This window comes from Cellulomonas sp. P5_E12 (genome assembly GCF_054049315.1).
The window spans coordinates 92,656-106,475 of sequence record NZ_JBFUMP010000013.1 but is presented as its reverse complement, the minus strand read 5'-3'; the positions used below and the strand labels follow the sequence as shown (position 1 = coordinate 106,475).

The window sequence follows — 13,820 nt, the reverse complement described above, 5'->3', positions numbered from 1 at the left end:
GTCCCGGGCTCCTACGCCCGGGACCGACCACCCCCTCGCAGCCCTCACGATCGCCGACCAGGAGCACCGATGAGCCACGTACCCGACGTCGTCGTCACCGGACTGGGAGCCACCACGCCTCTCGGCGGGGACGTCCCCAGCACCTGGGCCGCCGCGCTGAACGGCGAGTCGGGCGCCCGGCGCTTTGACAACGACTGGGTCGAGAGGTTCGGCCTGCCCGTCGAGTTCGCGGCGACCATCAAGGTCGACCCCGCCGAGGTSCTCACGCGCCCCGAGCTGAAGAAGATGGACCCCTCCGCGCAGTACGCGATCATCGCCGCGCGCGAGGCCTGGGCCGACGCCGGCTCGCCCGAGGTGGACGGCGACCGGCTGGGCTCCGTCGTGTCCTCCGGCATCGGTGGCATCCGCACGATCCTGGACGCGTGGGAGGCCCTGCTCACGCACAACAGCGCCCGCCGGGTTCTGCCCATGACGGTGCCGATGCTCATGCCCAACTCCCCCACGGCCTACGTATCGCTCGAGTTCGGCGCCCGCGCCGGGGCCCACGCGGTCGTGTCCGCCTGCGCGTCGGGCGCCGAGGCCATCGGCTACGCCGTCGACATGATCCGCAGCGGGCGTGCCGACATCGTCATCGCCGGCGGCACCGAGGCGTCGATCCACCCGATGAACGTCGCCGCGTTCGCCGCGTCCCGCACACTCTCGCTGCGCAACGACAACCCCGAGGGGGCGTCGCGCCCGTACGACGTCGACCGCGACGGCTTCGTGATGGGCGACGGCGCCGGTGTGGTCGTGCTGGAGAGCGCCGAGCACGCCGCCGCCCGCGGCGCCCGCGTCTACGCCCGCATCGCCGGCGTGGGGCTCTCCGCCGACGGGTACCACATCACATCTCCCGAGCCGTCCGGCGAAGGTCAGATCCGCGCGATGCGCTCCGCGCTCGAGGAGTCGGGGATCGCCCGCATCGACGTGGTGCACGTCAACGCGCACGCCACCTCGACCGTCGTCGGCGACCTCATCGAGGCCCGCTCGATCCGTGGCCTGCTGGGCGACGAGGCCGACCACGTGGCCCTCTCGGCCACCAAGTCGATGACCGGACACCTGCTCGGTGGCGCCGGCGCGCTGGAGACGATCTTCACGATCCTCGCGCTGCGCGACCGGCTCGCCCCGCCGACCATCAACGTCGACAACCCCGACCCCGAGCTCGTGCTCGACCTGGTCCGCGACAAGCCCCGCGCCCTGCGCGACGGCGACATCGCGGCGGTCAACAACTCGTTCGGGTTCGGCGGCCACAACGTCGCGCTGGTCGTCGCCTCGGTCTGAGGTCCCGGCCGCTCGAGAAGGCCATGAGCGCCGTCATGGAGACCCATGGCGACACTCATGGCCTTCTCGCTCGTCGCGAGAAGGTCGGCGGAAGTCAGCCGACCCGGTGCAGCCAGCGGACCGGGGCGCCCGCGCCCGCGTAGCGGAACGGCTCGAGCTCGTCGTCCCACGCCTGCCCGAGCGCCAGGTCGAGCTCGGTGCGCAGCCGCTGGGCGTCCCCGGCGTGCTCGAGCGCGGCACGGATGCGGTCCTCGGGCACCACGATGTTGCCGTGCACGTCGGTCGCGGCGTGGAAGATCCCCAGCTCGGGCGTGTGGCTCCAGCGGGAGCCGTCGACCCCGTGGCTGGCCTCCTCGGTGATCTCGTAGCGCAGGTGCGCCCAGCCGCGCAGGGCGGACGCGAGACGCGCTCCGGTGCCCTGGGGTCCCTGCCACGAGTGCTCTGCGCGGTAGAAGCCCGGACCGGCCGGCTGTGCCGTCCAGTCGAACGAGGCGCGCGTGCCCAGCACGTTGCCCGCCGCCCACTCCACGTGGGGGCACAGCGCTCGGGGTGCAGAGTGCACGAAAAGTACACCCCGGGTGATCGCACCAGCCATGGTCGTCCTCCTGAACGGGCTCGAGGTTCGCCTTCCCCAACGACCTCAGTCACGTTCCAGGAACTACGCATGACGGACAGCAGTCTCGCGGCGTGCTGGGGACAGCATGCCCGACGAGCACCCCGGGCGCCAGCCTGCGGCCGATCGGCTACAGCGTGTCGCGGATGGCGCGCATGGCCTTCTTGCGCACGGACCGCTCCAGGCGGTCGAGGTAGAGCATCCCGTCGAGGTGGTCGACCTCGTGCTGCAGGCACCGCGCCATCAGCTCGACGCCCTCGACGACGACCTCCTTGCCGTCCAGGTCCGTGCCGACCACCCGGGCGTACCAGGACCGGTGCGTCGGGTACCAGAGCCCCGGGACCGACAGGCAGCCCTCGTCGCCGTCCTGGTACTCGTCCTCCGACAGCTCCACGATGACCGGGTTGAGCACGTAGCCCACCTCGTCGTCGATGTTCCAGGAGAACGCCCGCAGGCTGACCCCGATCTGGTTCGCGGCCAGGCCGGCGCGCCCGTCGGTGTCGACCGTCTCGAGCAGGTCCTCGACGAGGCCGCGCACGCGGTCGTCGATCGTCGTGATCGGGTCGCAGGGTGTGCGCAGGACGGGGTCTCCGACAGTCCGGATCTCTCGCATCGCCATGCGCCGATCCTCGCACGGCGGACCGACCGACGAGGTGCGCACCGCCTCGGGCGGGCGGGCCCGCGCACCGAGTGTGAGGAGAACGACACGCTCCGCCCGCGACGGCAGCCGGTTGGCGGTTTAGAGTTTTGTACTGACCGGTCAGTTGAAGGAGTTCCCATGACCCTCGCACCCGAGACCCTCGCCCCGGAGTTGGTGGCGCCGACGCCCGCCGTCCGCGCCCGCGCACTGCAGCTGCACGCCGACCGCGGCACCGTGTACGGCCCGGTCGACCTCGACCTCTTCACGGGCGAGCTCACGCTGATCCAGGGGCCGCAAGGCGCCGGTCGCTCGAGCCTGCTGCTCACGCTCGCGGGCCGGATGGTGCCCGACGGTTCGTCGGACCTGGTCGTCCTGGGCCACCGCCTCCCGGCGCACCGCGGGGCCGTCCACCGCGAGGCGGCCCTGGCCGGCTTCGCGGGGATCGACGACCTGGACGACTCCGTCACGGTCGGCGCCCACGTGCGGGAGCGCCTCGCATGGCTGTCGCCCTGGTACCGCCGCTCGCCGCGCGCCGACCAGTCGCTCGTGGAATCGGTGCTCGCGCCCGTCTTCCGTGAGCGACCCGTGCCCGACGCCCAGACCGTCGTCTGGCACCTCGACGAGGTCGACGTCCTGCTGCTCCGCATCGCGCTCGCGATGGCCCAGCGTCCCGGCCTGCTCGTCGTCGACGACGTTGACCAGGTCCACGACCGCGCCCGCCGCCGGATCGTCTGGGACCGGCTCGAGGCGATCGCCGCCACCGGCGTCACGGTCGTCGCGTCCTGCGCCGCCGCCGACGAGGCCGCCGGCACCACGTGGACCGTCGTGCCCGTCTGCGCCCCCAGCTCCCCCACCGACTGAAGGATCGTCATGCTCTCGCTCTCCTCCGGCACCGAGCTGCGCCGGTTCGGACGCGGCCGGCTCCCCCGGCTCGCCGTCGCCGCGATGCTGCTCGTGCCGCTCCTGTACGGCGCGCTCTACCTGTGGGCGTTCTGGAACCCGACCGGGCACCTGGACGCGATGCCCGTCGCCCTGGTGAACGCCGACGAGGGCGCGCAGCGCGACGAATCGCCCGTGACCGCCGGGCAGGACCTCACCGACGAGCTCACCGACGGCGGCGCGCTCGACTGGGTCGTCACCGACGCGACCGACGCGGCCGCGGGCGTGCGCGACGGCGACTACTACTTCGCGGTCACCATCCCCACGGACTTCTCGGCCGACCTCGTCTCCGCGGGAGGCGACGACCCGACGGCCGCGCAGATCGACGTGACGTACAACGACGCCAACTCCTTCATCGGCACCACCCTCGGGCGCTCGGCCATGGACCACGTGCGGGACGCGGTCGCGGCGACCGCCGGCGAGGAGGCCGTGGACCAGGTGCTGGTCGGGCTCGGCTCCGCGCGGGACGGCATGCTGCAGGCCGCCGACGGCGCGATCTCGCTGCGGGACGCGTCGACGCGGCTCAGCGACGGCGCCCAGCAGGTGGCCGACGGCGCCGCGGACGCCCGCGACGGCGCATCGCAGCTGGCCGACGGCGCGGCGGCCCTCGACGACGGCACGGGCACGGTGGCCGGCGGCGCKGCGCAGCTGGCGTCCGGCGCCTCACAGCTGTCAGCCGGAGCCACGAACGTCGCCGACTCGGCCGCGGCACTCAGCACGGGAGTGCAGTCGGTCGCCGACGGCGTGCACACGGCAACCCAGCAGGTCGACACCCTCACCGGGAAGCTGCCCGCCCTCTCGACCGGGCTCGACAAGGTCACCGCCTACCTCACCGCCCGCGCGACGGCGGGCGACCCCGACGCCGCCGCGCTCCTGGCCGGCCTGGCCGGCACGGACCTGCCGTCGGCGAGCGACGTCGCGACGATGACCGGTCAGGTGCACGCGCTCGACGCCGGTGCCGCGCAGGCGGCCGACGGCGCGTCGCAGCTCAGCACCGGGCTCGACACGCTCGCGGACTCCGCGGGCACGCTGTCCACCGGCGCCGCCACGCTCGCCTCGGGCGCGCAGCAGGCGGCCGACGGCGCCGACGCGCTCGCCTCCGGGGCGTCGACCCTCGCGACGGGCACGGAGACGCTCGCGGACGGCGCGGCCCAGGTCGCCGACGGGACCGGCCAGCTGGGCGGCGGCGCGCAGCAGCTGGCCGACGGCCTGAGCGACGGCGCCGGTCGGATCCCGGACGACACCGACGCGCAGCGCACCGCCCGCGCCGACGCCCTCGCCACGCCGGTCGCCATCGACGACGAGGACGTGGCCCCCGCCGCCAGCCTCGGCGAGGGGTTCGCTCCCCTGTTCATCCCGCTGGCCCTGTTCGTCGGCGGACTCATCACCTGGCTGCTGCTGCGGCCGCTGCCCACCCGCGCGCTGGCCACGCCGGCGCCCGGCTGGCGGGTCGCGCTCGCCGGCTACCTGCCGTCGCTGGTGATCGGGGCCGGTCAGGTCGCGCTGCTGCTCGGCGTGGTCGGCCTGGGGCTCGGGCTGAACATCGGGCACCCGGCGGGCACGGTCGCGTTCCTGCTGCTGGTGGCAGCGGCGTTCCTCGCCGTGCAGCAGATGCTGATCGCCACGCTGGGTTCCGCCGCGGGCAAGGTCGCCACGATCGCGCTGCTCATGCTGCAGATCACCTCGGCCAGCGGCACCTACCCCGTCGAGACGACCCCCGCGTTCTTCCAGGCGATCCACCCGCTCCTGCCCATGACCTACGCGGTCGAGGGCCTGCGCGACCTCATCACGGGCACGCCGGACGTCCGCCTCTGGACCGCCGTGGCGTACCTCGTCGGCCTCACGGTTGCCGCGCTCGCCGTGACGTCGTGGAAGGCCGGGCGCCTGCGGACCTGGACCGTGGCGCGCCTGCACCCCGCGCTGAGCATCTGAGAGGCTGACGCCCATGAGCGCGACCACCCGGGAGCACATCGTCGAGGCCGCACTCGCACTCGTCGCGGACCGCGGCTTCACGGCGACGTCCGTCGAGGACATCGCGTCGGCCGCGGGCGTCGCCAAGGGCAGCGTCTTCTACAACTTCGGCTCGAAGTCCGGGCTGTTCGAGGCGATCATCACCGAAGGCGTCACCCGGCTGACGGCGGCGCTGCGCGGTGCCGCCGAGGGCCTGCACGGCCGCGACGCGCTGGAGGCGCTGGTCACCGAGCTGCTCACGCAGGTCCGGACGCACCCCGACTTCGCCAAGCTCATGGTCGCGGAGACGTTCCGCACCGGTCGCAGCTGGCAGGACTCGATCCGGGTGGTGCGGGACGAGTCGATGGGCGCCTTCGCGACCGTCGTCGCGGAGACGTGGCCGGAGCGGGACCCGTCGCTGACGGCGGCCGCGCTGTTCGGGGCGACCCTGCTGGCGGGCCTCGAGTGGCTGGTGTTCCAGCCCGAGCGATCGTTGGACGACGTCCGCACCGCGGTGCTCGGGACGCTGCACTGAGCCGGTTGTAGCGTGGCCGGTGACGCCACCTGGAGGGCCGCGATGCCGACCGACCACCCCGCCACGGGCGTGCACTCCGAGGTCGGTCGCTTGCGCAAGGTGCTCGTCTGCGAGCCGGGCCTCGCGCACCGGCGGTTGACGCCGACGAACGCCGGCGACCTGCTGTTCGACGACGTCCTGTGGGTCGAGAACGCGATCCGCGACCACCGGGCATTCGTCGCCGAGCTGCGAGCACGCGACGTCGAGGTGCTGGAGCTGCACGAGGTGCTGGCGCAGACCATGGCGGTCCGCGGCGCGCGCGACTGGCTCCTCGACCGCAAGATCGTGCCCGACGACGTGGGGCTGGAGCTGGTCGACGACGCCCGGGAGTTCCTCGAGCGGCTCGAGCCCCGCCGGCTCGCGGAGTTCCTCATCGGAGGGCTGGCCACCGTCGACATCACCGGCGGGTTCGACGACGAGCACTTCGCGCTCGCCGAGTACTCCCCCGACGCGCACGAGTACGTCATGCCCCCGCTGCCCAACACGCTCTACACGCGCGACACCACCTGCTGGCTGTACGGGGGCGTCACGCTGAACCCGCTCCACTTCGCGGCGCGGCGCGACGAGACGCTCCTGATGAAGGCCGTCTACCTGTTCCACCCGGACTTCGCGGGATCGGCCGTGTGGTGGGGCGACCCCGAGCGGCACTGGGGTCGCGCGACGATCGAGGGTGGCGACGTCATGCCCGTCGGCAACGGCACCGTGCTCGTCGGCATGAGCGAACGGACGTCGCGCCAGGGCATCACGCAGCTGGCGGCGGCGCTGTTCGCCCAGGGCGCCGCCGAGCGCGTGGTCGTCGCGGGCATGCCCCGACTGCGGGCCGCCATGCACCTGGACACGGTGTTCACGTTCGCGGACCGGGACGTGGTGACGCTGTACCCGAAGATCGTGGACGGCATCCACGCCTTCACGCTGCGGCCCGCGGACCGGGGCCGCGTGCACATCACGGACGAGGGCGGCGCACGCTTCGTCGACGTCGTCGCCGGCGCGCTCGACCTTCCGTCGCTGCGGGTCATCGAGACCGGCGGGGACGCCTACGCGTCCGAGCGTCAGCAGTGGGACAGCGGCAACAACGCGGTCGCGGTCGAGCCGGGCGTCGTGTTCACCTACGACCGCAACACCACGACGAACGCGCTGCTGCGGGCCGCGGGGATCGAGGTCGTCGAGATCAGAGGGGCCGAGCTGGGCCGCGGACGCGGCGGCGGGCACTGCATGACCTGCCCGATCGTCCGCGACCCCGTGGAATGAGAAGAGCCCCTCCCGACGTCGGAAGGGGCTGTCTCAGGACTGACTGGGGGTCGAGGTCACTCCGCGCGCTGCGTGGGGACGCCCGTGAGGAGCGAACGCACCTCGGACTCGTGGAAACGGCGGTGCCCGCCGAGGGTGCGGACGGCCGACAGCTTGCCGGCCTGAGCCCAACGCGTGACCGTCTTCGGGTCGACGCGGAAGAGCACGGCGACCTCGCCCGGCGTGAGCAGAGCGCCCTGCGAGAGGGGGGCCTCGGTGATCGTGGTGACAGCCATGACTGTTCTCCTGTCGTTCGGTAGCTCGGCTGGCCATGTAGGCCCCGTGGCTTTGCGTCCCCGCCTTGCAGCGGGTTTGCCGTTGTCGCTGACGAAGGGAACTATGCCCGAAACTGGACGCTTGTGCAACAAGCGCCCCGCACGTTTCGCGCGCAAACGGGTGATTTATATCCGGCCATACCGGGCGCGCGCGAACGAGTAGATGCCGTAGGCAATGAACCCCAGCGCGACGATGACCAGCATCGCGACCCCCGCGGGCTGGTCTCGGAGGGTGTGCAGGGCACCGTCCAGGCCCGTCGCCTTCGACGGGTTGGCCTCGGCGGCGGCCGTGACGAAGAGCACTCCGACGATCGCGAGTGCGACCCCCTTGAGCACGTACCCGGCGATGCCGAGGCGCCGGACGGTCGGGCCGGCAGGCCCCGACGGGAGCCGGTGGAGGTCCTCGAGGAACTTCTTCGTCCAGCCCTTGTAGACGTGGTACCCGCCCACGACGACGATCGCCAGGCCCACCGCGCCGACGAGGATCCGGCCGCCCGGCGCGCTCATCAGCTTCGCCGTGGCGTCGGCCGTCTGCTGCGAGCTCGAGCTGCCACCACCGCGCGCGAAGCTGAACGCCGCGAACGCCAGCGCCAGGTAGACCACCGCGCGACCGACCGCCTTGGCCCGGTCCCCCGCACCGCTCTCGCCCTTGCCCCCCGACGTCGGCGAGCCGCCGTGGATCGCCTTGGCCACCTGCCACGCGCCGAGCGCGAGGAACGCGAGGACCGAGAACCAGAGGACGAGGCCACCGAAGGGCGTGCTCGCGATCGCGGCGAGCGCTCCGGACTGGTCCGCCTTCTCGCCGCCGTTGCCGAAGGCGACCCGCAGGGCGAGGACGCCGATGAGCACGTGCAGGACGCCACTGACCGCGTAGCCGGCCCGGGCCGCGAGCTCCCAGGACCGCTCCGCGTTGACCGTGCCGTTCGTCGAGACCACTGCCCTCACCCCTCCGCCATCGTGCCGTGCCCGAGATCGTGGCAGGAGTCGGGCCGTCCGGCGACCGGAGGGGCGCCGAGGCGCCACCAGAATGGTCGTTGGTTGCGCAGCCGACGCTCCGACCGAGGGAGAACCATGATCGACGTGATGGTCGCCGGGGGCGGGCCCACCGGTCTGATGCTGGCCGCCGAGCTGCGGATGCGCGGGGTGCACGCGGTCGTGCTGGAGCGGGACGCCGAGCCGACCCGGGTCGTCCGCTCGCTCGGTCTGCACGCGCGCAGCGTGGAGATCATGGACCAGCGCGGCCTGCTCGAGCAGTTCCTCACCCTCGGCCGCCAGCACCCCGTCGGTGGCTTCTTCGCCGGCATCCGCAAGCCGACGCCGGCGGGGCTGGACACCACCTACCCGTTCGTCCTCGGCATCCCCCAGACCACCACCGACCGCCTGCTGCTCGAGCACGCCGTCGGGCTCGGTGTCGAGGTCCGGCGGGAGTGCGAGGTGGTCGGGCTCAGCCAGGACGACCAGGGCGTGACCGTCGAGCTGGCGGACGGTACGCGGCTGCGCTCGCGCTGGTCGGGTGCGACGGTGGCCGCAGCACCGTGCGCAGACTCCTCGGCGTCGGCTTCCCGGGCGAACCCACCAGGCACGAGTGGCTGCTGGGCGAGGTGGAGGTGACCACGCCGCCGGAGACGCTGGCCGCCGTGGTCGCCGAGGTGCACACGACCCACCGGGGGTTCGGCGCGGTGCCGCTCGGTGACGGGGTGTACCGGCTCGGCGCGCCCGCCGACGAGCTCGCCGAGGACCCGTCCGTCCCGCCGACGCTGGACGAGCTGCGACGGCAGGTGCGCAGGCTCGCCGGCACCGACCTCGGCGCGCACTCACCCCGCTGGCTCTCCCGGTTCGGAGACGCGACCCGGCTGGCCGAGCGGTACCGGGTCGGACGGGTGCTGCTGGCCGGCGACGCCGCGCACGTCCACCCGCCCAACGGCGGCCAGGGCCTCAACCTCGGCATCCAGGACGCGTTCAACCTGGGCTGGAAGCTGGCCGCCGAGGTCGACGGCTGGGCGCCGGAGGGGTTGCTCGACAGCTACGAGGCCGAGCGGCGCCCGGTGGCGGCCGACGTGCTGGACACCACTCGCGTCCTGGTCGAGCTGTCGTCCCTCGAGCCGGGCGCCCAGGCCGTGCGCCGGCTGGTGGCGGAGCTGATGGACTTCGACGACGTGAACAGGCACCTCGTCGAGAAGATCACGGCGACCGGGATCCGCTACGACCTCGGCGAAGGGCACGAGCTGCTGGGCCGGCGGCTGCGGGACGTCCGGCTGGCACGAGGACGCCTCTACGAGCTGATGCGCGAGGGTCGGGGGCTGCTGCTCGACCAGACCGGTCGACTGTCGGTCGAGGGTTGGGCGCAGCGCGTCGACCACGTCGTCGACACGACCGACGAGCTGGACGTACCGGCGGTGCTGCTGCGACCCGACGGCCACGTGGCGTGGGTCGGCGACGACGAGCGGGAGTTGGTCAGCAGCCTGCGACGGTGGTTCGGTGGTGATGCATCGGTGGGGCAGGTGGGGCTTGAACCCACGACCCACGGATTATGAGTCCGCTGCTCTGACCGGCTGAGCTACTGCCCCGAGGCACCGCACACCCTACCGACGCTCACTCGGGCGCGTTGTCGGCCTCGCCGCCCAGCACGTAAGGGTCGGTCACGCCCTCGTAGGCCACGTGTGCGACGAGCCCCGCCTGCGCGTGCGGGAGGTTGTGGCAGTGGTCCATCCAGATGCCGGGGTTGTCGGCGACGAATGCGACCTCGTACGTCTCCCCCGCGGTCATCTCCAGCGAGTCGGTCCACCACGGGCTGCCCGTCGACGGTTGCCCGTCCCGGGATAGGACGAGCAGGTGGTGTCCGTGCAGGTGCATCGGGTGCGGCTGGCCGCTGGAGTTGCGCAGCGTCATCCGGACGACGTCCCCCTCGCGCACGACGAACATCGGGACGTCGGGGTACGTGTGCCCGTTGATGGTCCACTGCAGCCCCGGGCGGCCGTCGACGAAGCCCGGACGCCGGCCGATCGCGTAGGTGAAGTGCCGGTCTGCGGCGCGCGGGTCGAAGCCGACGTCCGTGGGCGTGCCGTAGGTGAGGAGGTCGAGCGCGGCGCGAGGGTCGTCGCCGTCCGGGGCGTCACCGGACGGGCCGACGACCACCGACTGCGACCCGAGCCGCACGCGGACCGGGCCGTCGGACGGGACGGTCACCTCGAGGTCGGCCCGACCTCCGCCGCCGAGGACCACGGCCTGGTCGTGCACCGCCCCCGGTTCGTGCACGTCGCGACCGTCGACCGCGAGCAGGCGGTAGTCCGCGTCGGGCACCCACGCGCGCAGCACCCCGGAGCCCGTGTTGACCACGCGGACGCGGACGCGATCGCCGGGCTGGGCTGCGGCGCGCACGTCGTCGGCACTGCCGTTGACCGTCGGCGTGGATCCGTACGTGTGCACCGCGGCGACCAGCTCGGCGTCGTCGGACGTCGCGGGATGGACCACCAGGACTCCGAACAGGCCGCCGCGGACCTGCGCGTGCGAGACCTGGTGGGAGTGGTACCAGAACGTGCCGGCATCCTCGGCGACGAACCTGTACACGTGCGAGCCGCCCACGGGGACGGCGTCCTGCGTGACGCCGGCGACGCCGTCCTCCGCGTTGGGCACGTCGACGCCGTGCCAGTGCAGGGTCGTGCCGTCGGGCACCGAGCCGTTGACCAGCGTCACCTGCACGAGGTCGCCGACCTGCGCGTCGATGGTCGGGCCCGGCGAGGAGCCGTTGAGCGTGTAGCCCTGGATCGAGCGACCGCGGCCGAGCGAGACCGGCCCCGACTCGGCCGTCAACGTCACGTCGACGTCGGGGGCGCCCGTCGACGGGCCGGTGAGCGCCTCGACGCTCACGGTCGGCCCGTCGACGGCTCCGTGCTCGTGGGCACCCGCCGACTCCGTCGGCCCGCCGCCGGTGTCCGGGTACCCCATGTCCATCACGGACGCGTTCGCCGGGACGAGGCTGGTCCACCAGAACCAGGCGAGCGGGCCGACCACGAGCACGGTGGCGACGACGGCCGCCACGACCCGACGCCGTCGGCCCAACGCCTCCCGGTCGGTCACGCGCTCAGGCTGTGACCTCGGCCGGGGCCGAGGTGTCTGTCGTCGTCACACCCCTCGGCACGCGCGTCGCGGCCGTGATGCTCACCCCGAGGAGCGCGAGCGCGTTGATTCCGTGCAGGAAACCGACCACGGGGGCGCCGAACGCCACGAACGCGAGCGCGATCTGGAGCAGGGTGAGACCGAAGATGATCAACGCGTATCGCACCGCGCCGGGGAACTTGGCGAAGAAGGACACGATGAGCAGCGCGATCACGATCACGGGGATGACCATCATCCCGTTGGTGCCGTGGATCGAGTGCCCGATGTTGCCTTCGTAGTTCGAGTCGATGACGGCGCCGTCGTCGAGCTCGTGGATGGTGGTGAACCAACCGAGCGCGATGGCGCCCGCCTGGACGAAGACTCCTGCGGCCACCAGGTAGGCGAGCACCCGATACGTAGCTTTCATGGCGTACCTCTCTCGATCCATCGCGCTTCGAGGCACGATCGGGGCCGACCGCGCCTGACTCAACGATCCTCCATCGGGCAACTTGATACCAATAGCCCGGTTTGTCTCTTTTAGATGTCCGATCGAGCGCGTGTGACACGCGGGTACCGTGACCGGGTGGCCCTGTTCTCCCGACGCCGACTGCCCGCCGCCGACCGCGCCCGGCTCGACCTGCAGCCCGGCGACGCCATCCTCGTCAGCACCGAGCTCACCGACGGGCGCTGGGCCGTAGCGACCCGGCGCGCGCTGCACCTCCTGGGCCCGGACGGACCGGCTCTCCGGCACCCCTGGTCGGACGTCGACCACGGGTCGCTCGACCCCGCGACCCGCACGATGACCCTGCGCTGGGTGTGGGGCGACACCGACCGGCTGACGTTCTCCGAGGTGCCCGGCTCGTTCGCGTTCTCCCAGACGTTCCGTGAGCGCGTGCAGCAGTCCGTCGTCCATGCGGTGTCCGTCACACTTCCCGGCGGGCAGCGGGCCCGCGTGGTCCTGCGGCGCGACGAGGGCGGAGAGCTGTTCACGCAGGTCCTCGGCGATGCGTCCATCGACCTGTCCGATCCCGAGGTCGCGGCCGTCGTGGACGCCGCCGAGGACGAGGTGCGTGACGCCGTCGGACTCCCCCGCTGAGCGTCCGAGGCACCCGGATTCGGCTGCTAGAGTTTCTTCCCGCACGATCCCTCGTAGCTCAATTGGCAGAGCATCCGACTGTTAATCGGACGGTTACTGGTTCGAGTCCAGTCGAGGGAGCCAGCATCACCGAAGGTCAGGCCCCCTTTCGAGGGGGCCTTCGTGCTGTCGTGCCCAAATAAGGCGCCCGATCAGGGCGAAACTCCTCCCACGACGCAGGTCGTCGCCGGCGGGGCGGTGTGGTGATCACGGCACGTCGCCGATCAACGACTCGCCGCTCAGCGCCCTGGCGCTCTACGGGCCGCCGCGCCAGTGGTCGATCCGCCGGTGGTCGGGGACGAAGCCGTGGTTGACGCCCCACAGCACGGCCTGCGTCCTGCTCTCCGCGCCGATCTTCCGGTAGACCGAGCGGATGTAGGACTTCACGGTGTTCGGGCTGAGGTAGGTGTGCGCGGCGACGTCGGCGTTGCTCAGGCCCTGGGTGATCAGCGCCAGGATCTCCGACTCCCGGTCGGTGAGGCCCTCGCCGCGACCGGGCCAGTCGAGCCCGTTGGCCGGACGAACCCGACCGGGCACCTCACTGACCACGACCTCGCCGGCGTGGACCGCCTCGAGGGCGGCGACGAAGTCGCGGGCCGGCAGCGCCTTGGACAGGTAGCCGCGGACGCCCTGCTCGCGGGCGCTGGCGACGAGGTCCGGGTGGAAGTTCCAGGTGAACACGACCACCTTGCGGGCGCTCGGGTTCCGGACCAGCTCACCGATCTGCTCGTGGTCCGACTCCGGCTGCGCGAAGGCGTCGTAGAGCACGATGTCGACGGCCTCGCTGACCGGCTCGTTCGTGTCGATCTCGGCGACGACGACCCGGTCGCGGTACTCGTCGAGGATCTTGGCGACGCCCATCACCACCACGTCGTAGTCGTCGACGAGCGCGACCGTGACCGGCTTCTGGGGTGCGGGCATGCCTCACGGTAGACCCCCCTAGGGGTGTAGTACACCCACCCTAGGGGTGGTGGACTCGGGGGGTATCAGTCGCC

At 72.4% G+C, this 13,820-nt stretch carries 15 protein-coding genes, 2 tRNA genes and 1 riboswitch; of the genes, 9 read left to right on the top strand and 8 right to left on the bottom strand.

The window, feature by feature from the left end; all coding sequences use genetic code 11:
- Positions 1 to 69 precede the first annotated feature (69 nt).
- Positions 70 to 1,317 carry a beta-ketoacyl-[acyl-carrier-protein] synthase family protein gene (locus ACXJKA_RS12570; protein ID WP_456825539.1) on the top strand — a complete coding sequence of 416 codons (1,248 nt, stop codon included), beginning with the start codon at positions 70 to 72 and terminating at the stop codon, positions 1,315 to 1,317.
- A gap of 94 nt (positions 1,318 to 1,411) precedes the next feature.
- Here ACXJKA_RS12570 and ACXJKA_RS12565 read toward each other — a convergent pair whose 3' ends face one another.
- On the bottom strand, positions 1,412 to 1,912 hold the full coding sequence (locus ACXJKA_RS12565) for a DUF3145 domain-containing protein (protein WP_456825538.1): 501 nt from the start codon (positions 1,910 to 1,912) through the stop codon (positions 1,412 to 1,414).
- 148 nt (positions 1,913 to 2,060) lie between these two features.
- A complete protein-coding gene (gene def, locus ACXJKA_RS12560) occupies positions 2,061 to 2,549 on the bottom strand; it encodes a peptide deformylase (RefSeq protein WP_370504120.1) in 489 nt (162 codons plus the stop codon).
- A 159-nt stretch (positions 2,550 to 2,708) separates the two neighbouring features.
- Between def and ACXJKA_RS12555 the strand changes: the two genes are divergently transcribed.
- The 4 genes from ACXJKA_RS12555 to ACXJKA_RS12540 are packed head-to-tail and all read left to right on the top strand — an operon-like array spanning position 2,709 to position 7,281.
- On the top strand, positions 2,709 to 3,431 hold the full coding sequence (locus ACXJKA_RS12555) for an ATP-binding cassette domain-containing protein (protein ID WP_456825537.1): 723 nt from the start codon (positions 2,709 to 2,711) through the stop codon (positions 3,429 to 3,431).
- A gap of 9 nt (positions 3,432 to 3,440) precedes the next feature.
- Complete coding sequence (locus ACXJKA_RS12550) at positions 3,441 to 5,441, top strand: YhgE/Pip family protein (RefSeq protein WP_456825536.1); 2,001 nt, start codon at positions 3,441 to 3,443, stop codon at positions 5,439 to 5,441.
- A gap of 13 nt (positions 5,442 to 5,454) precedes the next feature.
- Positions 5,455 to 5,994, top strand: a complete 540-nt coding sequence (locus tag ACXJKA_RS12545) for a TetR/AcrR family transcriptional regulator (protein ID WP_456825535.1) — start codon at positions 5,455 to 5,457, stop codon at positions 5,992 to 5,994.
- Between the two features lie 42 nt (positions 5,995 to 6,036).
- On the top strand, positions 6,037 to 7,281 hold the full coding sequence (locus ACXJKA_RS12540) for an arginine deiminase (protein ID WP_456825534.1): 1,245 nt from the start codon (positions 6,037 to 6,039) through the stop codon (positions 7,279 to 7,281).
- A 56-nt stretch (positions 7,282 to 7,337) separates the two neighbouring features.
- Here the strand turns inward: ACXJKA_RS12540 and ACXJKA_RS12535 are convergent, their stop codons facing one another.
- Together ACXJKA_RS12535 and ACXJKA_RS12530 are read right to left on the bottom strand one after the other, a co-directional pair.
- A complete protein-coding gene (locus tag ACXJKA_RS12535) occupies positions 7,338 to 7,556 on the bottom strand; it encodes a BldC family transcriptional regulator (RefSeq protein WP_456825533.1) in 219 nt (72 codons plus the stop codon).
- A 16-nt stretch (positions 7,557 to 7,572) separates the two neighbouring features.
- Positions 7,573 to 7,647, bottom strand: a riboswitch (cyclic di-GMP riboswitch).
- 74 nt (positions 7,648 to 7,721) lie between these two features.
- On the bottom strand, positions 7,722 to 8,540 hold the full coding sequence (locus ACXJKA_RS12530) for a DUF1206 domain-containing protein (protein WP_456825532.1): 819 nt from the start codon (positions 8,538 to 8,540) through the stop codon (positions 7,722 to 7,724).
- Between the two features lie 126 nt (positions 8,541 to 8,666).
- Here ACXJKA_RS12530 and ACXJKA_RS12525 point away from each other — a divergent pair, with 126 nt between their 5' ends.
- Both ACXJKA_RS12525 and ACXJKA_RS12520 read left to right on the top strand, forming a co-directional pair.
- On the top strand, positions 8,667 to 9,206 hold the full coding sequence (locus ACXJKA_RS12525; protein WP_456825531.1) for an FAD-dependent monooxygenase: 540 nt from the start codon (positions 8,667 to 8,669) through the stop codon (positions 9,204 to 9,206).
- Complete coding sequence (locus tag ACXJKA_RS12520; RefSeq protein ID WP_456825542.1) at positions 9,131 to 10,129, top strand: FAD-dependent monooxygenase; 999 nt, start codon at positions 9,131 to 9,133, stop codon at positions 10,127 to 10,129. The genes ACXJKA_RS12525 and ACXJKA_RS12520 overlap by 76 nt, the downstream gene beginning before the upstream one ends.
- On the opposite strand, the gene ACXJKA_RS12515 is transcribed toward ACXJKA_RS12520, so the two are convergent.
- From ACXJKA_RS12515 to ACXJKA_RS12505, 3 genes are all read right to left on the bottom strand, one after another.
- Positions 10,089 to 10,162 (bottom strand) — tRNA-Ile (locus tag ACXJKA_RS12515). The two genes, ACXJKA_RS12520 and ACXJKA_RS12515, sit on opposite strands and share 41 nt — an antisense overlap.
- Before the next feature lie 25 nt (positions 10,163 to 10,187).
- A complete protein-coding gene (locus ACXJKA_RS12510; protein WP_456825530.1) occupies positions 10,188 to 11,672 on the bottom strand; it encodes a multicopper oxidase family protein in 1,485 nt (494 codons plus the stop codon).
- Between the two features lie 4 nt (positions 11,673 to 11,676).
- Complete coding sequence (locus ACXJKA_RS12505; RefSeq protein WP_456825529.1) at positions 11,677 to 12,117, bottom strand: hypothetical protein; 441 nt, start codon at positions 12,115 to 12,117, stop codon at positions 11,677 to 11,679.
- A gap of 156 nt (positions 12,118 to 12,273) precedes the next feature.
- Here ACXJKA_RS12505 and ACXJKA_RS12500 point away from each other — a divergent pair, with 156 nt between their 5' ends.
- On the top strand, positions 12,274 to 12,786 hold the full coding sequence (locus ACXJKA_RS12500; RefSeq protein ID WP_456825528.1) for a hypothetical protein: 513 nt from the start codon (positions 12,274 to 12,276) through the stop codon (positions 12,784 to 12,786).
- Positions 12,787 to 12,833: 47 nt separating this feature from the next.
- Positions 12,834 to 12,909, top strand: a tRNA-Asn gene (locus tag ACXJKA_RS12495).
- Between the two features lie 171 nt (positions 12,910 to 13,080).
- Here ACXJKA_RS12495 and ACXJKA_RS12490 read toward each other — a convergent pair.
- Positions 13,081 to 13,746 carry a response regulator transcription factor gene (locus tag ACXJKA_RS12490; protein ID WP_456825527.1) on the bottom strand — a complete coding sequence of 222 codons (666 nt, stop codon included), beginning with the start codon at positions 13,744 to 13,746 and terminating at the stop codon, positions 13,081 to 13,083.
- Between the last annotated feature and the right edge of the window lie 74 nt (positions 13,747 to 13,820).

Bases quoted from the DNA above. Each gene is read 5' to 3' on its own strand.
- ACXJKA_RS12505 (WP_456825529.1), bottom strand. From the start codon at position 12,117: ATGAAAGCTACGTATCGGGTGCTCGCCTACCTGGTGGCCGCAGGAGTC.
- ACXJKA_RS12490 (WP_456825527.1), bottom strand. From the start codon at position 13,746: ATGCCCGCACCCCAGAAGCCGGTCACGGTCGCGCTCGTCGACGACTAC.
- ACXJKA_RS12535 (WP_456825533.1), bottom strand. From the start codon at position 7,556: ATGGCTGTCACCACGATCACCGAGGCCCCCCTCTCGCAGGGCGCTCTG.
- ACXJKA_RS12540 (WP_456825534.1), top strand. From the start codon at position 6,037: ATGCCGACCGACCACCCCGCCACGGGCGTGCACTCCGAGGTCGGTCGC.
- ACXJKA_RS12545 (WP_456825535.1), top strand. From the start codon at position 5,455: ATGAGCGCGACCACCCGGGAGCACATCGTCGAGGCCGCACTCGCACTC.
- ACXJKA_RS12525 (WP_456825531.1), top strand. From the start codon at position 8,667: ATGATCGACGTGATGGTCGCCGGGGGCGGGCCCACCGGTCTGATGCTG.
- def (WP_370504120.1), bottom strand. From the start codon at position 2,549: ATGGCGATGCGAGAGATCCGGACTGTCGGAGACCCCGTCCTGCGCACA.
- ACXJKA_RS12565 (WP_456825538.1), bottom strand. From the start codon at position 1,912: ATGGCTGGTGCGATCACCCGGGGTGTACTTTTCGTGCACTCTGCACCC.
- ACXJKA_RS12555 (WP_456825537.1), top strand. From the start codon at position 2,709: ATGACCCTCGCACCCGAGACCCTCGCCCCGGAGTTGGTGGCGCCGACG.